The sequence below is a fragment of the Pseudomonas sp. AL10 genome (assembly GCF_029960685.1).
Lineage (GTDB): Bacteria > Pseudomonadota > Gammaproteobacteria > Pseudomonadales > Pseudomonadaceae > Aquipseudomonas > Aquipseudomonas lactis.
Window position 1 is genome coordinate 96,702 of sequence record NZ_JASBQZ010000008.1, and the last position, 19,225, is coordinate 115,926.

Annotated in this window: 15 protein-coding genes and 4 tRNA genes; 14 read left to right on the top strand and 5 right to left on the bottom strand. The window is 61.4% G+C overall.

Going from position 1 to position 19,225, the window contains the following annotated elements; genetic code table 11:
• Window positions 1–7 precede the first annotated feature (7 nt).
• Window positions 8–1,402 (bottom strand): aldehyde dehydrogenase family protein, encoded by a 1,395-nt coding sequence (locus QK296_RS11310; protein WP_282390923.1) that lies wholly within the window; start codon window positions 1,400–1,402, stop codon window positions 8–10.
• A 254-nt stretch (window positions 1,403–1,656) separates the two neighbouring features.
• Here QK296_RS11310 and QK296_RS11315 point away from each other — a divergent pair, with 254 nt between their 5' ends.
• Entirely contained in the window at window positions 1,657–2,529 is an 873-nt protein-coding gene (locus QK296_RS11315; RefSeq protein ID WP_057711847.1) for a LysR family transcriptional regulator, read from the top strand.
• Between the two features lie 106 nt (window positions 2,530–2,635).
• On the opposite strand, the gene QK296_RS11320 is transcribed toward QK296_RS11315, so the two are convergent.
• Window positions 2,636–2,845, bottom strand: coding sequence for a hypothetical protein (locus tag QK296_RS11320; RefSeq protein ID WP_005789784.1), 210 nt, complete (start codon window positions 2,843–2,845; stop codon window positions 2,636–2,638).
• 101 nt (window positions 2,846–2,946) lie between these two features.
• Entirely contained in the window at window positions 2,947–4,143 is a 1,197-nt protein-coding gene (locus QK296_RS11325; RefSeq protein WP_003192576.1) for an amino acid aminotransferase, read from the bottom strand.
• Between the two features lie 343 nt (window positions 4,144–4,486).
• Here QK296_RS11325 and uvrB point away from each other — a divergent pair, with 343 nt between their 5' ends.
• The 10 genes from uvrB (at window position 4,487) to QK296_RS11375 (ending at window position 11,893) form a co-directional block, all read left to right on the top strand.
• Window positions 4,487–6,502 (top strand): excinuclease ABC subunit UvrB, encoded by a 2,016-nt coding sequence (gene uvrB, locus QK296_RS11330; protein ID WP_003192575.1) that lies wholly within the window; start codon window positions 4,487–4,489, stop codon window positions 6,500–6,502.
• 186 nt (window positions 6,503–6,688) lie between these two features.
• Window positions 6,689–8,170 (top strand): glutamate--tRNA ligase, encoded by a 1,482-nt coding sequence (gene gltX / locus QK296_RS11335; protein ID WP_003192573.1) that lies wholly within the window; start codon window positions 6,689–6,691, stop codon window positions 8,168–8,170.
• 147 nt (window positions 8,171–8,317) lie between these two features.
• Window positions 8,318–8,393, top strand: a tRNA-Ala gene (locus tag QK296_RS11340).
• Between the two features lie 81 nt (window positions 8,394–8,474).
• Window positions 8,475–8,550, top strand: a tRNA-Glu gene (locus QK296_RS11345).
• Between the two features lie 50 nt (window positions 8,551–8,600).
• Window positions 8,601–8,676, top strand: a tRNA-Ala gene (locus tag QK296_RS11350).
• An 81-nt stretch (window positions 8,677–8,757) separates the two neighbouring features.
• A tRNA-Glu gene (locus QK296_RS11355) sits at window positions 8,758–8,833 on the top strand.
• A gap of 183 nt (window positions 8,834–9,016) precedes the next feature.
• A complete protein-coding gene (locus QK296_RS11360) occupies window positions 9,017–9,556 on the top strand; it encodes a TetR/AcrR family transcriptional regulator (protein WP_003192571.1) in 540 nt (179 codons plus the stop codon).
• A 15-nt stretch (window positions 9,557–9,571) separates the two neighbouring features.
• Complete coding sequence (locus tag QK296_RS11365) at window positions 9,572–10,405, top strand: alpha/beta fold hydrolase (RefSeq protein ID WP_003192569.1); 834 nt, start codon at window positions 9,572–9,574, stop codon at window positions 10,403–10,405.
• 38 nt (window positions 10,406–10,443) lie between these two features.
• Entirely contained in the window at window positions 10,444–10,878 is a 435-nt protein-coding gene (locus QK296_RS11370) for a thioesterase family protein (RefSeq protein ID WP_003192568.1), read from the top strand.
• Window positions 10,879–10,933: 55 nt separating this feature from the next.
• A complete protein-coding gene (locus QK296_RS11375) occupies window positions 10,934–11,893 on the top strand; it encodes a tRNA-dihydrouridine synthase (RefSeq protein ID WP_057711844.1) in 960 nt (319 codons plus the stop codon).
• On the opposite strand, the gene QK296_RS11380 is transcribed toward QK296_RS11375, so the two are convergent.
• Both QK296_RS11380 and QK296_RS11385 read right to left on the bottom strand, forming a co-directional pair.
• Window positions 11,853–15,152, bottom strand: coding sequence for an EAL domain-containing protein (locus QK296_RS11380; RefSeq protein WP_282390924.1), 3,300 nt, complete (start codon window positions 15,150–15,152; stop codon window positions 11,853–11,855). The two genes, QK296_RS11375 and QK296_RS11380, sit on opposite strands and share 41 nt — an antisense overlap.
• Before the next feature lie 66 nt (window positions 15,153–15,218).
• Window positions 15,219–16,109 carry a LysR family transcriptional regulator gene (locus QK296_RS11385; RefSeq protein ID WP_003192564.1) on the bottom strand — a complete coding sequence of 297 codons (891 nt, stop codon included), beginning with the start codon at window positions 16,107–16,109 and terminating at the stop codon, window positions 15,219–15,221.
• Between the two features lie 140 nt (window positions 16,110–16,249).
• Here QK296_RS11385 and leuC point away from each other — a divergent pair, with 140 nt between their 5' ends.
• From leuC to QK296_RS11400, 3 genes are all read left to right on the top strand, one after another.
• Entirely contained in the window at window positions 16,250–17,668 is a 1,419-nt protein-coding gene (gene leuC, locus QK296_RS11390) for a 3-isopropylmalate dehydratase large subunit (RefSeq protein WP_282390925.1), read from the top strand.
• Between the two features lie 10 nt (window positions 17,669–17,678).
• Entirely contained in the window at window positions 17,679–18,323 is a 645-nt protein-coding gene (gene leuD, locus QK296_RS11395) for a 3-isopropylmalate dehydratase small subunit (RefSeq protein WP_003192559.1), read from the top strand.
• 129 nt (window positions 18,324–18,452) lie between these two features.
• Window positions 18,453–19,217: a class I SAM-dependent methyltransferase gene (locus QK296_RS11400; protein ID WP_120248922.1), complete on the top strand. Its 765-nt coding sequence runs from the start codon at window positions 18,453–18,455 to the stop codon at window positions 19,215–19,217.
• Window positions 19,218–19,225 lie beyond the last annotated feature (8 nt).

Below are 19,225 nucleotides of genomic sequence, written 5' to 3' on the forward strand. Positions count from 1 at the left end.
TGCAGCTTTACTTGCGGTCCAGCCACACCGTTTGTGCGTTGCAGAACTCGCGTACACCGAAGTGCGACAGCTCGCGGCCGAACCCGCTCTTCTTCACACCACCAAACGCCACCCGCGGGTCTGACACGCTGAACGCGTTGACAAAGACCCCGCCGGTTTCCAACTGATCGGCAATCGCCCGCGCCTTTGCCGCGTCGCTGGTGAAGATGCTCGCGGTCAGGCCAAACTCGCTGTCATTGGCCAGCGCCACGGCGTGCTCGGCGTCGCGAGCGGTGATGATCGAGGCCACGGGGCCGAACAGTTCCTGTTTGAACGACGTCATTTGATCGGTGACGTCAGCCAGAACGGTCGGTTCGTAGTAATTGCCCGCGCCCGCAACTTTATGGCCACCCAGCAGCAGCGTGGCGCCTTCTTCCAGGGTCGCCTGGACCTGGCCGTGCAGTTCGTCACGCAGATCAAAGCGCGCCATGGGGCCGATATAGGTGGCGGTTGAGGTGGGCTCGCCCATCACCAGGGCGCGGCTGGCTTCAAGGAACTTGGCGGTGAAGGCTTCAACCACGCCCGCTTCGATGATCAAGCGCTTGGCGGCGGCGCAGACCTGGCCGCTGTTCTGGAAACGGCCGATCACGGCGGCTTGCACAGCGGCGTCGAGGTCGGCGTCGTTGAGTACGATAAACGGGTCGGAGCCACCCAGTTCCAGCACGCATTTCTTCAACGCGGCCCCGGCTTGTGAGCCGATGGCGATGCCAGCGCGCACGCTGCCGGTGAGGGTCACAGCGGCGATGCGTGGGTCGGCGATGGCCGTAGATACACCGTCCTGGGTCACGTTGATCACTTCGAATACGCCTTCAGCGAAACCGGCTTTACGCAGCGCCTGCTGGATCAGATACGCGCTGCCCATCACATTGGGCGCATGCTTGAGTACGTAGGTGTTGCCGGCAAGCAGGGTCGGCACGGCGCCGCGCAGCACTTGCCACACCGGGAAATTCCACGGCATCACCGCGAGGATAGGGCCCAGTGGGCGGTATTCGATTCGGGCGCTGCCGTTGTCCACCAGAGTGGGTTCCGGAGCAAGCATGGCCGGGCCTTGGGCGGCGTACCACTCGCTCAGTTGCGCGCACTTTTCGATTTCGGCACGGGCCTGGGCGATGGGTTTGCCCATTTCCAGGGTGATCATTTGCGCCATGTCTTCAGCCTGTTCACGCAGGGCAGCGGCCAGGGCCAGCAGATATTCGGCTCGCTGGCTTACCGGCGTGCGACGCCAGGTGCGGAAGGCATCGGTCGAGCGGGCGAGGGCGGCGTTCAGCTGTTCTGCGCTTTCATAGGGGTAGCTGCGGACTGTTTCGCCGTTGGCGGGGTTGATCGACAGGGCGTGGGTCTGGTGGGAGATAGCATTGTTCATGGCACCGTCCGGCTGAATGAGTGGAATGGGGCCAGCGTACGGGGCTGTATGTTTTCTGGAAACTGAATAATATTAAGCAATATATTCTCATTACGAGAATGTTTGGCCTAAGCTCGTCCCCACGCTCTGCGTGGGAATGCATCCTTTGACGCTCCGCGTCAACGAGCTGTGAGCCAACGATTGGACGCGGAGCGTCCGAGGCAGCGTTCCCACGCAGAGCGTGGGAACGATCATGTACATGATTGGAGAATGACTTGGATCTGGTGCAACTGGAAATCTTCAAGGCCGTTGCCGAGCAAGGCAGCATCAGCGCCGCCGCGCAGTTGATTCATCGCGTGCCATCGAACCTCACCACGCGCATCAAACAACTGGAGCAGGACCTGGGCGTGGAATTGTTTATCCGCGAGAAAAGCCGCCTGCGCCTGTCGCCGGCCGGGTGGAACTTCCTCGGCTATACACGGCGCATTCTTGATTTGGTGCAAGAAGCCCGCGCCACGGTGGCGGGGGAGGAGCCCCAGGGCGCGTTTGCCCTGGGCTCGCTGGAGAGCACGGCGGCCGTGCGTATTCCGGCGTTACTGGCGGCGTATAACCAGCAATACACCAAGGTCGAGCTGGACCTGAGCACCGGCCCCTCGGGCACCATGATCGAAGGCGTGCTGTCGGGCCGGCTGACGGCGGCCTTTGTCGATGGGCCGGTGCTGCATTCCACGCTGGAAGGCGTGGCGGTGTTTGAGGAGGAGATGGTGGTGATTGCGCCACTGCATCACGCGCCAATCACCCGTGGCCAGGATGTGAATGGCGAGAACATCTATACGTTTCGCTCCAACTGCTCGTACCGGCATCACTTCGAACGCTGGTTCTCACAGGATGGCGCGGTGCCGGGCAGGATCTTCGAGATCGAGTCGTACCACGGCATGTTGGCCTGTGTCAGCGCCGGGGCAGGGCTGGCGCTGATGCCACGCAGCATGCTGGAGAGTATGCCAGGGTGTGCGGCGGTGAGTGTGTGGCCGCTGCCCGACACGTTCCGTATCTTGAATACCTGGCTGATCTGGCGGCGGGGCACGGTGTCGCAGAGTTTGAACAGTTTCGTAAAACTGCTGGAAGAACGCACTCTGCCAGCACCCTAGATCAAATGTGGGAGCTGGCTTGCCTGCGATAGCGGTGTGTCAGTCAATGAATCTTTAACTGAGCCGCCGCTATCGCAGGCAAGCCAGCTCCCACAGGTGTCCTACATCAGCCGCCAAATTGCAGGGTGCCCATGGCCAGTTTGGCCATGATTGCCGTCGCGCCTAGTTGTACCAGCCATAACGCCAGCCCACCGAGGAATACTCCCAACGCCACTTGCAGCACCAGGCTCTTCTGGCGCTTGGCTTGCGGTGCGCGTGGGGCGTAGTCGTGCAATTCGTCGCGGTCGGCGCGCAGGTCCAGGTCGTCGTTTCTCATAAAGCTCTCACAGCAAGGGGGCAGTCGGTGTTCAGTCTAGTGTGTTCGCCAATAAAAAGGGGGAAGCCATTGGCTTCCCCCTTCGTATAACGTTTGCCCGTTTACAGCACCTGGACAATCGCCTTGGTCACTGCACCAATGTTCGATTGGTTCAGCGCTGCCACACAGATACGCCCGGTATCGAGTGCGTAGATACCGAACTCGGTGCGCAGGCGGGTGACTTGTTCCACAGTCAGGCCGGAATAGGAGAACATCCCACGCTGGCGACCGACGAAGCTGAAGTCATGGCCTGGCGCAGCCTTAGCCAGTTCGGCCACCATCTGCTCGCGCATACCGCGAATGCGCAGGCGCATCTCGGCCAGCTCGGCTTCCCACTGGGCGCGCAGCTCAGGGTTGTTCAACACGGCGGCAACGATGGCTGCGCCGTGGGTCGGCGGGTTGGAGTAGTTGGTGCGGATCACACGCTTGACCTGGGACAGGATGCGCGCGCTTTCTTCCTTGGACTCGCTGACGATCGACAGCGCGCCTACGCGTTCGCCATACAGCGAGAACGACTTGGAGAACGAGCTGGACACAAAGAAGGTCAGGCCCGATTCCGCGAACAGGCGCACCGCGGCGGCGTCTTCGTGGATGCCGTCGCCGAAGCCCTGGTAGGCCATGTCGAGGAACGGCACCAGGTTCTTGGCCTTGACCACGTCCAGTACGTCTTGCCAGTCGGCCGGGCTGAGGTCGACGCCGGTGGGGTTATGGCAGCAGGCGTGCAGCACCACGATGGACTGTGGCGGCAGGGCGTTGAGGTCCTCGAGCAGGCCGGCACGGTTCACGTCGTGAGTGGCGGCGTCGTAGTAGCGGTAGGTCTGCACCGGGAAACCGGCCTTTTCAAACAGCGCCTGGTGGTTTTCCCAGCTCGGGTCGCTGATGGCGACGACGGCGTTGGGCAGCAGTTGCTTGAGGAAGTCGGCGCCGATTTTCAGCGCGCCCGTGCCGCCCACGGCCTGGGCGGTAATCACACGGCCTTCGCTCAACAGCGGCGACTCAGCGCCAAACAGCAGCTTTTGCACGGCCTGGTCGTACGCCACGATGCCGTCGATCGGCAAGTAGCCACGGGCGGCATGTTGCGCCACACGAATGGCTTCCGCTTCGGCAACGGCACGCAAGAGTGGAATCTTCCCCTCCTCGTTGCAGTAAACGCCCACGCCAAGGTTCACCTTGGTGGTTCGTGTATCGGCGTTGAATGCTTCGTTGAGGCCCAGGATTGGATCGCGTGGTGCCATTTCGACAGCGGAGAACAGGCTCATTTTTGCGGCAGCTCTATGGGGGGTAGGAGGGACGTGTCGCGCTCCAGCCGAATGCACTAGAGCGGTGCACAAACGGGGAGCTAGTATAGAGGCCATCACGGCTGAGAGCGACAACGGAAACGGCTTTTCGGCCATGTTTTTCGGTTTATTTGCTGACCGTTAGTCTTATTGCCACATTGGCGAGAAAGGTCGTGTAGGACGACGGCCTTGAAACCCGTCACATTCGACACCACTTCTACAGCTATCATGGTTTTTTCCTGCAACCTGCGATGATTATTCGCGGGTTGCTGAGCTATTTCGTCCCTGGCGGTGTCGAGTCTGGGGTGACTTCACGAGGTACGTTATGTCGGATTTCCAGCTCGTTACCCGTTTTGAACCCGCCGGCGACCAACCGGAAGCCATTCGTCAGATGGTCGAAGGCATCGAAGCCGGCCTGGCGCACCAGACGCTGCTTGGGGTGACCGGTTCCGGCAAGACCTTTAGCATCGCCAACGTGATCGCCCAGACCAACCGCCCAACCCTGGTGCTGGCGCCGAACAAGACCCTGGCGGCGCAGCTCTATGGCGAGTTCAAGGCGTTCTTCCCGAACAACGCGGTGGAGTATTTCGTTTCCTACTACGACTACTATCAGCCCGAAGCCTATGTGCCGTCCTCCGATACCTTTATCGAGAAGGATGCGTCGATCAACGATCACATCGAGCAGATGCGCCTCTCGGCCACCAAGGCCCTGCTGGAGCGCAAGGATGCGATCATCGTTACCACGGTGTCGTGCATCTATGGCTTGGGCAGCCCGGAAACCTATTTGAAGATGGTGTTGCACGTCGACCGTGGCGACAAACTCGACCAGCGCGAACTGTTGCGTCGCCTGGCGAGCCTGCAGTACACCCGTAACGACATGGACTTCGCCCGCGCCACCTTCCGGGTGCGCGGCGATGTTATCGACATCTACCCGGCGGAATCCGACCTGGAAGCCATCCGTATCGAACTGTTCGATGATGAGGTCGAAAGCCTGTCAGCCTTCGACCCGTTGACCGGTGAGGTGATCCGCAAGCTGCCACGCTTCACCTTCTACCCCAAAAGCCACTACGTGACCCCGCGCGAAACCCTGATGGGCGCCATCGAGGGCATCAAGGTCGAGCTGGCCGAGCGCCTGGAATACCTGCGTTCCAACAATAAACTGGTGGAAGCCCAGCGCCTGGAGCAACGCACCCGCTTCGACCTGGAGATGATCCTGGAGCTGGGCTACTGCAATGGCATCGAAAACTACTCGCGCTACCTGTCGGGCCGTGACTCCGGGGCGCCGCCACCGACGCTCTATGACTACCTGCCGCCGGACGCCTTGCTGGTGATCGACGAATCCCACGTCAGCGTGCCGCAGGTGGGCGCCATGTATAAGGGCGACCGTTCGCGCAAGGAAACCCTGGTGGAGTACGGTTTCCGCCTGCCGTCGGCGCTGGACAACCGGCCCATGCGCTTTGACGAGTGGGAAGCCATCAGCCCGCAGACCATCTTCGTCTCTGCTACGCCCGGCAACTATGAAGCCGAGCACGCGGGCCGCGTTATCGAGCAACTGGTGCGACCCACAGGGCTGGTGGACCCGGAAATCGAAATTCGCCCGGCGCTGACCCAGGTCGACGACCTGCTCTCGGAGATCAACAAGCGCGTGGCCCTGGAAGAGCGGGTGCTGGTCACCACCCTGACCAAGCGCATGTCCGAAGACTTGACTGATTACCTGGCCGACCACGGCGTGCGCGTGCGTTACCTGCACTCGGACATCGACACCGTGGAACGCGTGGAAATCATCCGCGACCTGCGCCTGGGCACCTTCGATGTGCTGGTGGGGATCAACCTGTTGCGTGAAGGCCTGGACATGCCGGAAGTGTCGCTGGTGGCGATCCTGGATGCGGACAAGGAGGGCTTCCTGCGCTCCGAACGCTCGCTGATCCAGACCATCGGCCGAGCGGCGCGTAACCTCAATGGGCGGGCGATCCTGTATGCGGACCGCATCACCGGTTCCATGGAGCGTGCGATTGGCGAGACCCAGCGTCGTCGCGACAAGCAGATCGCGTTCAACCTGGAACACGGCATCACCCCCAAGGGCGTGTTCAAGGACGTGGCCGACATCATGGAAGGCGCCACCGTGCCCGGCTCGCGCAGCAAGAAGCGCAAGGGCATGGCCAAGGCCGCCGAGGAGAGCGCCAAGTACGAGAACGAACTGCGCTCACCGAGTGAGATCACCAAACGGATTCGACAGCTGGAAGAGAAGATGTACCAGTTGGCGCGGGATCTGGAGTTTGAAGCGGCGGCGCAGACGCGCGATGAGATTGGCAAGTTGCGTGAGCGGCTGTTGGCTGTTTGATTTGCGTTGATTGGGCTGGCCTCATCGCGGGCAAGCCCGGCTCCCACATTGATCTGTGAGCGCGGTCAAAATGTGGGAGCTGGCTTGCCTGCGATGGCCGCGCCTCGGTTTTCCAGATATCCCCCAGGCTGTTACCATTCGCCCCTTGTTTCAATTTTCAGTTATATCGCCCATTCGAGACCTGCCATGACCACCGTCCGCACGCGCATTGCGCCATCGCCTACTGGGGATCCCCACGTCGGTACTGCTTACATCGCCCTGTTCAACTACTGCTTTGCCAAGCAGCATGGCGGTGAGTTCATCCTGCGGATCGAAGACACCGATCAACTGCGCTCCACCCGTGAGTCCGAACAGCAGATTTTCGATGCCCTGCGCTGGTTGGGCATTACCTGGGCTGAAGGCCCGGACGTGGGCGGCCCTCACGGTCCGTATCGCCAGAGCGAGCGCAGCGACATCTACAAGCAGTACACCCAGCAACTGGTCGATATGGGCCATGCCTTCCCGTGCTTCTGCACCGCCGAAGAGCTGGACCAGATGCGCGCCGAGCAACAGGCCCGTGGCGAGACCCCGCGCTACGATGGCCGTGCGTTGCTGTTGTCCAAGGAAGAAGTGGCTGCGCGCCTGGCGGCTGGTGAGCCCCACGTCATCCGTATGAAGGTGCCAAGCGAAGGCGTGTGCGTGGTGCCGGACATGCTGCGCGGTGACGTCGAGATCCCGTGGGACCGCATGGACATGCAGGTGCTGATGAAGACCGACGGCTTGCCGACGTACTTCCTGGCCAACGTGGTCGATGACCACCTGATGGGCATCACCCATGTGCTGCGTGGCGAAGAGTGGCTGCCATCGGCACCGAAACTCATTCTGCTGTACGAATACTTCGGCTGGGAGCAACCGCAACTGTGCTACATGCCGCTGCTGCGTAACCCGGACAAGAGCAAGCTGTCCAAGCGCAAGAACCCCACGTCGGTGACGTTCTACGAGCGCATGGGCTTCATGCCCGAGGCGATGCTCAACTACCTGGGCCGCATGGGCTGGTCGATGCCGGATGAGCGCGAGAAGTTCTCGCTGCAGGAAATGGTCGACAACTTCGACCTGTCCCGCGTCTCCCTCGGCGGGCCGATCTTCGATATCGAGAAACTCTCGTGGCTCAACGGCCAGTGGCTGCGTGACCTGCCGGTGCAAGAGTTCGCCAGCCGCGTGCAGCAGTGGGCGTTGAACCCCGAGTACATGATGAAGATCGCGCCGCTGGTGCAGGGCAGGGTAGAGACCTTCAGCCAGGTCGCACCCTTGGCCAATTTCTTCTTTGCCGGTGGCGTGAATCCTGATCCCAAGCTGTTCGAGTCCAAGAAGCTTTCCGGTGACCAGGTTCGCCAACTGATGCAGTTGATTCTGTGGAAGCTTGAAAGCCTGCGTCAGTGGGAGAAAGATGCAATCACGGCGACCATCCAGGCGGTGGTGGAATCCCTTGAACTGAAACTGCGCGATGCCATGCCGCTGATGTTTGCCGCAATCACCGGGCAGGCCAGTTCGGTGTCGGTGCTTGATGCGATGGAAATCCTCGGCCCGGACCTGACCCGTTTCCGCCTGCGCCAAGCCCTTGATTTGCTTGGTGGTGTGTCGAAGAAAGAAAACAAGGAATGGGAAAAGCTGCTGGGCGCTATCGCTTAAGCAGGCCGCTTGCGGCACGAAACCCCGGTTTTCCGGGGTTTCGTCGGTAAGTGATTGTTATCCCGGCAAAAAATTTTGGAAATTGTTGAAAATAAATTTGACACGTTTCCAAACCGCCATTAAGATTCGCCCCGTCCTCACCGATGAGGGGCTATAGCTCAGCTGGGAGAGCGCTTGCATGGCATGCAAGAGGTCAACGGTTCGATCCCGTTTAGCTCCACCAATTTTACAGGTTCAAGGTTCCGGCCACACCGTCCTTGAATCGATCAGTTCTCAGCGCTGATCAGTTGTATAGAAGGTTTGTGTCCCCTTCGTCTAGTGGCCTAGGACACCGCCCTTTCACGGCGGTAACAGGGGTTCGAGTCCCCTAGGGGACGCCAGTTTCAACAAGCAGCTCGAAAGGTCTGCTGCGTCGCGAGACGAAAAATCCGGGGCTATAGCTCAGCTGGGAGAGCGCTTGCATGGCATGCAAGAGGTCAACGGTTCGATCCCGTTTAGCTCCACCAATTTTACAGGTTCAAGGTTCCGGCCACACCGTCCTTGAATCGATCAGTTCTCAGCGCTGATCAGTTGTATAGAAGGTTTGTGTCCCCTTCGTCTAGTGGCCTAGGACACCGCCCTTTCACGGCGGTAACAGGGGTTCGAGTCCCCTAGGGGACGCCACGATTACCCGCTCTGCGGGATTTTTAAGGGTCATTCAATTATTGAATGGCCCTTTTGTTTGTCTGGCGTTTGGCCAATTCCCTCCTTTATTCCCATTTTTCTGTACTGACCGGCGGTCGTGCTTGTCGCTTGCCAAATATTATTATGGTAATAATATTCAACCCATGAACGACGGAGGCTTCGATGAGCGATAAAAAAGCGCAAACCCGCGAACGTATTTTGCAGGCTGCCAGCGCGGCATTGATCCAGCGTGGCCCGGCTGAGCCCAGTGTGGGTGAAGTGATGGGGGCGGCGGGGCTAACGGTAGGAGGCTTCTACGCGCATTTTGAAAGCAAAGACGCACTGATGCTGGAAGCGTTCAACCAGTTGTTGGCGCAGCGTCGCGCCTCCATCGATGACTTGGACGAACAGCTGACCGGCGAAGAGCGCCGCACCTTGGTCGCCGCGTTTTATCTGTCACGCAAGCACCGCGACTCCACGACCCAGGCCTGCCCGTTGCCCGCGACAGTGGGGGAGATGGGGCGCTTGCCGGACGCATTTCGCGAGGTCTTGAACGAGCACGTCGAGTTGATGGCTGCGCAACTGGCCGGCAGCCCTGAAGAGATCGACAAAGCCCTGGCGGACATGGCCTTGATGGTCGGGGGGCTGACCCTGGCGCGGGCGCTGGGGCCGGGCGAGTTATCGGATCGCGTGATACGTGCGGCCAAGTCGGCGGTACGCTGAAAAAGGGGACGCAAGATGGGCGCATTGACCTGGGTTCGTGGTTTCAATGGCACGGTGGGGCGCCTTGCGCCGCATGCGGTTGCCAGCAAGATGCGTCGCACCTTCATGACCCCGCGCGATCTGCCACCGCGTGACTGGGAGCTGCCGTTGTTGGCGCAATCGGAGCGCATCACTCTGCGTTTCGGCCTGTCGGCGTTGCGATGGGGGCATGGCCCGGCGGTGCTGCTGATGCATGGCTGGGAAGGCCGGCCCACTCAGTTCGCCAGTTTGATCACAGCGTTGGTCGACAACGGCTATTCGGTAATTGCCCTGGACGGTCCCGCCCACGGCCGTTCGCCAGGGCGTGAGGCCCATGTGCTGCTGTTTGCCCGCGCCATGCTTGAGGCGGCGGCCGAGCTGCCGCCGCTGTACGCGGTGGTCGGCCACTCCATGGGCGGCGCCAGTGCGATGCTGGCGGTGCAGTTGGGGTTGCGTACACAGGCATTGGTCAGCATTGCCGCACCGTCGCGCTTTCTGGATGTGTTGCGCGGGTTCACCCGCATGGTCGGCTTGCCGCCACGGGCGCGCTCAGCCTTTATCCAAGAAGTGGAGTTGAGCATGGGCATGCCGCTCAAGCATCTGGACGTGGCCCACTACCAAATGAACATTCCCGGCCTGATCGTCCACGCCGAAGACGACACCTTCGTTCCGGTCAGGGCGGCTCAAGCCATTCACGAAGCCTGGTTCGACAGCCGCCTGCTGCGCCTGGAGCAGGGCGGCCACCAGAAAGTGCTCGCCGACCCGCAGGTGATCGACGCTGTACTCGCCCTATTGGCCGGCTGCCGTCTACAGGAGCGCCAGAGCGCCTGATACACTGCCCCGCCGACATCAATCGACTGGAGCAAGGCATGGGCTGGGATTTGGCAACGCCGTTCATCATCGATCTGCAGGTTGCGGCTGAAGACATCGACGGCCTGGGACACGCCAATAATGCGGTGTATGTCTCGTGGCTGGAGCGTTGCGCCTGGCGCCATTCCCAGCGCCTGGGCCTGGACCTCACCGAATACCGCCGCCTGGACCGCGCCATGGCCGTGGTGCGCCATGAAATCGACTACTTGGCGGCAGGCTATGAGGGCGATGAGTTACAACTGGCCACCTGGATCGTCGATTGGGACCAACGGCTGAAAATGACCCGTCGTTTCCAGCTGGTACGCCCCCGCGACGGCGCGACTCTACTGCGTGCGCAAACAACCTTCGTGTGCATTGAGTTGTCCAGCGGCAAGCCCAAGCGCATGCCCGCCGAGTTTATTGACGGTTACGGCCCCGCCCTGACAGGGGGTTAACGGTTGCCACTGGAAACCCAGTAAACTACGCCACGATTTTTGTTGAGTGTTTTCCATGCAAATTGCTTTGGCGCCCATGGAGGGGTTGGTCGACAACATCCTGCGGGACGTGTTGACCCACGTGGGCGGTATCGACTGGTGCGTGACCGAATTTATCCGGGTCAACGACCGCCTGCTCACGCCTGCCTATTTCCACAAGCTCGCGCCTGAACTGCTGCACGGTGCCCACACGGCGGCGGGTGTGCCGTTGCGGGTGCAGTTGCTCGGTTCTGACCCGGTGTGCCTGGCGGAAAATGCCGCCCTGGCCTGTGAGCTGGGCTCTGAGGTCATCGACCTGAACTTCGGTTGCCCGGCCAAGACCGTGAATAAATCCCGAGGTGGCGCGGTGCTGCTCAAGGAGCCGGAGCTGCTCAACCAGATCGTCGAGCATGTGCGTCGTGCCGTACCGGCGCATATTCCCGTGACCGCCAAGATGCGCCTGGGCTTCGACAGCCCGGATGGCGCGCTGGTGTGCGCCACGGCCCTGGCCGAGGGCGGCGCTGCGCATATCGTGGTGCATGCACGCACCAAGGCCGATGGCTACAAGCCGCCGGCTCATTGGGAGTGGATCCCGCGGGTGCAGGACGTGGTCAAGGTGCCGGTGTTTGCCAATGGCGATATCTGGAGCGTCGAAGACTGGAAGCGCTGCCGCGAAATCAGCGGCGCCGAAGACATCATGCTGGGCCGTGGCCTGGTGGCGCGGCCCGACCTGGCGCGGCAGATTGTGGCGGCCAAGGCCGGCGAAGACGTGGTCGAGATGACCTGGGCGCAGATGCAGCCGATGCTTCAGGAGTTCTGGCGCCAGTCGGTGGCGCAACTCACGGAAAAGCAGGCGCCCGGCCGCTTGAAACAGTGGCTGGCGATGCTCACGCGCAACTACCCGGAGGCAGTGGAGTTGTTCACGGCCCTGCGCCGCGAGACGGACTTGGGCCAAGTCAGCCGCCTGCTGGGCATGCCTCATCCAGCAGCCGCCTGAACCCCTCGATCGGCAACGGTCGGCTGTGCAAATACCCCTGGAATAAATGGCAGCCCAGCTTTTGCAGGAACGCCAGTTGCTCCAGGGTTTCCACCCCCTCGGCGATGACTTCCAGGTTCAGGCTGCGGGCCATGGCCACAATGGCGCGGATGATTTCCGCATCATTGGGGTCGTGGGTCGCATCGCGCACGAACGACTGATCAATCTTCAGCGCGTCCACCGGCAGGCGCTTGAGGTAGGTCAGGGATGAATAGCCGGTACCGAAATCATCCATCGCAAAGCTCACGCCGAGTTTTTTCAGGCGGCGCATCTTCACCACCGTGTCGTCCAGGTTCTGGATCACGATGCCTTCGGTAATTTCCAGTTTCAGCAGGCTGAACGGCAAACCGTGTTGCTTGAGGCTGTGCTCCACCCGTTCCACAAAGTCGTTCTGGCGAAACTGCCGGGGACTGATGTTCACGCACAGGCTGAAATTGAGCGGGTCCACCAAGCCGTCGGCAATCAACTGGGCAAAGGCGCCGCAGGCTTCATCGAGAATCCAGGTGCCGACCTCCAGGATCAGGCCGCTGTCTTCCAATACCTTGATGAATTCCGTCGGTGAATGCGCGCCCAATTGTGGATGCTGCCAGCGCACCAGGGCCTCGGCGCCGACTATCCGGTTGCCGCGCGCATCCACCTGGGGCTGGTAATGCACGCTGAATTCGCCGCGTGACAAGGCCAGGCGCAAGTCGGTCTCCATGCGCAGGCGTTCGCTAGCGGTTCTTTGCATGCTGTTGTGGAACATCTGCGTGGTGTTGCGCCCGGAGTCCTTGGCGCGGTACAGGGCGATGTCGGCGCGCTTGAGCAGATCGGCAGGGGTGGTGCCGTGGTCGGGGATCAGCGCCACGCCGATGCTGGGCGTGACCTGCAGCCGGTGACCGTCGAGAAACATCGGTTCCGAGAGCAATTCGCGCAGGGTATCGGCCAGCGCTTGCACCTGGCTGCTGACCGTCTGGCGGGTGCCCTCCAGGCCGCTGAGCAATACCACAAACTCATCGCCGCCCAGGCGCGCCACGGTGTCCTCCATACGCACGCTGGCCTCCAGGCGCGCGGTGACGATTTTCAGCACGGTGTCACCAACGGGGTGGCCGAGGGAGTCGTTGATGTGCTTGAAGTGGTCCAGGTCCAGAAACAGCAGGGCGCCGCGCAGGTTGTGGCGCTTGAGCAGGGCGATCTGTTGGCTCAGGCGGTCCATCAGCAGCGCACGGTTCGGCAGGTTGGTCAGCGGGTCGTGATAGGCCAGGTGGCGGATCTGCGCCTGGGCGTTCTTCAATAGGCTTACATCCCGCGCGGTCAGCAGCAGACAGGGGGTTTCATTCAAGGTGATCGGCTCCACTGACACCTCCACCGCCAGTACCTCGCCGCGCTTGTTGCGCCAGAGCATTTCCAGGTGGTGGATGCGGCCCTTGATCTGCAACTCGGCCAACAGTGCGGCGCGTTGGTTTTCATCGGCCCAGATGCCGATCTGGTACAGGGTCAGGCCGATGGCCTCTTCGGTGCGGTAACCGGTCAGGCGGCAAAAGCCGTCGTTGACCTCCACATAACGGCCGGTGTCGCGTTCGGTGATGGAAATTGCGTCGGGGCTGGAGTGAAACGCCTTGGCGAACTTCTCTTCACTGGCCTTGAGTGCGGCTTCCGAGCGTTGCTGCTGGGTAATATCGCGCAGCGTGGTGACGATGCACGGCTGGTCGCTGACCTTGATCAAGCGGCTGGAAATCATGCAGGTCAGGCTTTGGCCGTCCTTGTGATGCACCACGATAGCCACATTGCTCAGGGCCTGTTCGCGAATCACCTGCTCGATGCGCTGCAGGCGCTTGCTGGAGTCGTCCCACAGGCCGATTTGTTCGGCGCTTTTGTCCAGTACTTCGGCGGCTGTAAAGCCAAACGTCTGGGTAAACGCCGGGTTGATCTCGATAAACGCGCCGCTCTCCAGGCAGGTGACGCAGATCGGGTCGGGGCTGGCCTGGAACAGGCTGGCGAACTTCTCTTCCGAGGCGGTCAGCCGTTGCTCGCGCTCGACCTGGTCGGTGATGTCCAGCAAGGTGCCGGCCATGCGCAGGGGCTTGCCTGATTCATCGCGATACAGGCGTGCGCGGCTCTCCAGGTAGCGCGGGCTGCCGTCTTCCATTTGCACGCGGTAGGTCAACTGATAGTTGCCGTCCGGGCCTTCGCGCAGACTGCGGTACGCATGGCGCATGCCCTCGCGGTCTTCATCGGACATGCCCTCAAAAAACGCATCGAAGGATTCATGGAACGGCGCGGGTTCCAGCCCGTGCAACTGGGCGGCACGCGCTGAGCCGTAGAGCATGCCGCTGGGGATGTGCCAATCCCAGGTGCCCAGTTGCGCGGAATCCAGGGCCAGGTCCAGGCGCTCCTGGCTGTCCTTGAGTGCTTGCTCGGCGTTTTTACGTTCGGTGGTGTCCAGGAACGTGCTGATCAGGTACGCCTCGCCGTCCAGTTCGACCTTTTGCGCGCTGAGGGTGCCGTCATGGATCTGGCCGTTGCTGGCGCAGAACTGCACTTCCATGGTGATGGGTTCCCCCTTGCGCTGCGTGGCCTTGACCAGCAGCGCACGCTGTTCCGGGTGGCGCCACAAGCCCAGTTCCAGGGTGGTGCGGCCGATGGCATCGGCCACCGGCCAACCGAACAGCATCTCGAAATACTGGTTGGCTTCGCTGATCAAACCGTCAGCCTGACGCGTCAGCAGTACCATGTTCGGGCACAGGTGGAACAGGGTGGCAAAGCGCTTTTCCGAATGGCTGAGGGCGTGTTCACGGTCGCGTTGGTGGGTGATCTCGCGGATCACCCCGATCATGCGCCGCCGTCCGGCTTTGTCGGGAACCAGGCTGCCGCTGATTTCCAGCCAGTGCTGGCTGCCATCGGGCCATTGGATGCGGTGGTGCATGGCGCGGTCGAGCGGCTCTCCGGCGAGCACCGCATGAAAGCCGCGCACCACCCGCGCACTGTCTTGTGGGGCCAGCAGGTCGAGGTAGTCGAGGTCCTTGGGCAGAGGCTGGCGCGGGTCAAAGCCGAATAACGCCTGGGTACCCCGCGACCAGCTGATTCTTCCCGTGTCGATTTCCCAGGACCAGGCACCCAGTCGCGCGGCATTGAGGGCCGTCAGCAGTTGCGGGGCGCTGTCCCAGCTTTGTTCCGCCGCTTGAGGGTCCAGGGCGTAGATGCGGGGCAGGGGTGGAACCGGGTCAACGGGGTTGCGCATTATCAAAGGGCCTTGGCTCATTGAGAAAACCGCGCGGTTTGACCTAAACCCCTGGCCCACACAGTGTCATGCCGGTAACCCTGGCAGATCGACCTGTGCATCCAACAGGCTCATGAAAGCCCGCGCAGCGTTCGACAGCGTCCTTTCGGTGTGCACGATATAGCCTAGCTGGCGACTGAGCTGTATGCCCGGCAAAGCGATACTTGCCACCTGATCATCGAGCATGGTGCGCGGTAACACACTCCAGGCCAGGCCGATGGAGACCATCATCTTGATGGTTTCCAGGTAGTTAGTGCTCATCGCAATATTAGGTGTGAGGCCCTGGGCCTCGAACAGGCGGCTGACAATATGGTGGGTAAAGGTGTTGCCGCCGGGAAATACCGCCGGATGCCCGGCGATATCGGCCAGGCTGACGGAGCCGTTGCTGATCAGGCTGTGTTCGGGCGCCACCACAAAATCCAGCGGGTCGTCCCACACACGGGTAGCTTGCACCAGGTTGTGGGGCTCTGGCGCCAGGGTGATCACCGCGACTTCCGCACGGCCGTGGAGGATTTCTTCGTAGGCCACTTCTGAATCCAGAAACTGAATATCCAGCGCCACATTCGGGTATTGCCGCGTGAAAGTGCGCAGGACCGGTGGCAGGCGGTGCAGGCCGATATGGTGGCTGGTGGCCAGGGTCAGGCGCCCGCTGACCTCGCCGGTGAGGTTGGTGAGGGCGCGGCGGGTGTCGTCCAGCACGTTGAGGATTTGATAAGCGCGTGGCAGCAAAGCCCGCCCGGCCTCGGTCAAGCCGACTTCACGGCCCAGGCGGTCGAACAGCCGAACCTTCAATTGTTGTTCCAAACCGGCGATGCGCTTGCTGATGGCAGGCTGGGTCAGGTGCAGGCGTTCGCCGGCGCCGGAGAAACTGCCGGTTTCGGCGATGGCGATAAAGGCGTTGAGGTTGGCCAGGTCCATGGTGATATTCCAGTTGGTAATCCAAAGCATAAAAAATATGAATTTGAGTTATTTAATGTAGCGCCATACCATCAGCCTCACAAGCCAAAGGGTTATTGAAAAGCCCGGCGTATAGAAGCACCGCTGATGAGGACCGACTGATGGCCGGCAAAACGCTTTACGACAAGCTTTGGGATTCCCACGAAGTGAAACGTCGCGATGATGGATCGTCGCTGATCTATATCGACCGTCACATCATCCATGAAGTGACCTCGCCCCAAGCGTTCGAAGGCCTGCGACTGGCCGGGCGCAAGCCTTGGCGCGTCGACTCCATCATCGCCACGCCGGACCACAACGTGCCCACCACGCCTGAGCGCAAGGGCGGCATCGAAGCCATTGCCGACCAGGTCTCGCGGTTGCAGGTGCAGACCCTCGACGACTATTGCGACGAGTACGGCATCACCGAATTCAAGATGAACGACGTGCGCCAAGGCATCGTCCATGTCATCGGCCCGGAGCAGGGTGCAACCTTGCCGGGCATGACCGTGGTCTGCGGTGACTCCCATACCTCCACCCATGGTGCGTTCGGCGCCCTGGCCCATGGCATCGGCACTTCCGAGGTGGAACATGTGTTCGCCACCCAGTGTCTGGTGGCCAAGAAAATGAAGAACATGTTGGTACGCGTCGAAGGCCAATTGCCGTTTGGCGTGACCGCCAAGGACATCGTACTGGCCGTGATCGGCAAGATCGGCACTGCCGGTGGTAACGGCCATGCCATCGAGTTCGCCGGCAGTGCAATCCGCGACCTGTCCATCGAAGGCCGCATGACCATCTGCAACATGTCCATCGAAGCCGGTGCCCGCGTGGGCATGGTGGCGGCGGACGAAAAGACCGTCGAATACGTCAAGGGTCGCCCGTTCGCGCCGCAAGGCGCCGATTGGTTTGCTGCCGTCGAAGCCTGGAAAGACCTGGTCTCCGACGCCGATGCGGTGTTCGACACCGTGGTCGAACTCGACGCTGCGCAGATCAAGCCGCAAGTCAGCTGGGGCACTTCGCCGGAAATGGTATTGGCCGTTGACCAGAACGTGCCGGACCCGGCCAAAGAGGCCGACCTGGTCAAGCGCGGCTCCATCGAGCGCGCCTTGAAATACATGGGGTTGACCGCCAACCAGGCGATCACCGACATCCAGTTGGACCGCGTATTTATCGGCTCCTGCACCAACTCGCGGATCGAAGACCTGCGCGCCGCGGCGGTGATCGCCAAGGGCCGCAAGGTGGCCTCGACCATCAAGCAAGCCATTGTGGTACCAGGTTCCGGGCTGGTTAAAGCCCAGGCGGAAGCCGAAGGCCTGGACAAGATCTTCCTTGAAGCCGGTTTTGAATGGCGTGAGCCGGGCTGCTCGATGTGCCTGGCGATGAACCCGGACCGCCTGGAGTCGGGCGAGCATTGCGCGTCGACCTCCAACCGTAACTTCGAAGGGCGCCAAGGCGCGGGTGGGCGTACTCACCTGGTGAGCCCGGCCATGGCCGCCGCCGCTGCCGTCAACGGTCGTTTCATCGACGTTCGCGAATTGATCTGAGGAAAACCCGATGAGAGCTTTTACCCAACACACGGGCCTTGTAGCGCCGTTGGACCGTGCCAACGTAGATACCGACCAGATCATCCCCAAGCAATTCTTGAAGTCGATCAAGCGCACCGGTTTCGGCCCTAACCTGTTCGACGAGTGGCGCTACCTGGACGTGGGCTACGCCTACCAGGACAACTCCAAGCGCCCGCTGAACAAGGACTTCGTGCTTAACGCCGAGCGCTACCAGGGCGCCAGCGTGTTGCTGGCCCGGGAAAACTTCGGCTGCGGCTCCAGCCGCGAGCACGCCCCGTGGGCCCTGGAAGAGTACGGCTTTCGCAGCATCATCGCGCCGAGCTACGCCGATATCTTCTTCAACAACAGCTTCAAGAACGGCCTGTTGCCGATCATCTTGAGCGACGCTGAAGTGGACGAGTTGTTCCAGCAAGTGGAAGCCAATGTCGGCTACCAGTTGACGGTGGACCTGGCCGCGCAAACCGTGACCCGCCCGGACGGCAAGGTGTATCACTTTGAAGTGGATGCCTTCCGCAAGCACTGTCTGATCAACGGCCTGGACGACATCGGCCTGACCTTGCAGGACGGCGATGCGATTGCTGCGTTTGAAGCCAAGCACCGGGCGAGCCAGCCCTGGTTGTTTCGCGATGCCTGATTTGCGGTAAACCGTGCGGGCCTCATCGCGGGCAAGCCCGACTCCCACATTGGAGTGCATTCCAACTGTGGGAGCTGGCTTGCCTGCGATAGCGCCAGTGCAACCACCACAAACCCAAGGAAAGCCTCCATGACCACCCCCGCCCACACCCAAGTCGTGCAAAAACAATTCGGCGAGCAAGCCTCGGCCTACCTGAGCAGCGCCGTACACGCCCAGGGCACCGAATTCGCTGTGCTGCAAGCCGAACTGGCCGGGCAGGGCGCTGCGCGACTGCTGGACCTGGGCTGCGGTGCCGGTCATGTCAGCTTCCACGTGGCGCCTCTGGTTAAAGAGGTGGTGGCCTACGACCTGTCCCAGCCTATGCTCGACGTGGTGGCCGCCGCCGCCAAAGACCGCAACCTGGCCAACATCCGCACCGTGCACGGCGCCGCCGAGCGTCTGCCCTTCGCCGATGGCGAGTTCGACTTCGTGTTCAGCCGTTACTCGGCCCATCACTGGAGCGACCTCGGCCTGGCCCTGCGTGAAGTGCGCCGGGTGCTCAAGCCGGGCGGCGTGGCGGCATTTGTGGATGTCTTGTCACCGGGCAGCCCACTGTTGGACACTTACCTGCAAACCGTCGAAGTGCTGCGCGACACCAGCCACGTGCGTGATTACTCCGGCGCCGAGTGGATGCGCCAGTTGAGTGAGGCCGGCCTGCACGTACGCAACAGCAGCCGCCAACGCTTGCGCCTGGAATACACCTCGTGGGTCGAGCGCATGCGCACGCCCGAGGTACTGCGGGCAGCAATCCTGGAGCTGCAAAAGGCGATGGGCCAGGAAGTACGCGACTATTACGAAATTCAAGCCGACGGCACCTTCAGCACCGATGTGCTGGTGGTCTTCGCCGAACGCTGATTGATGGT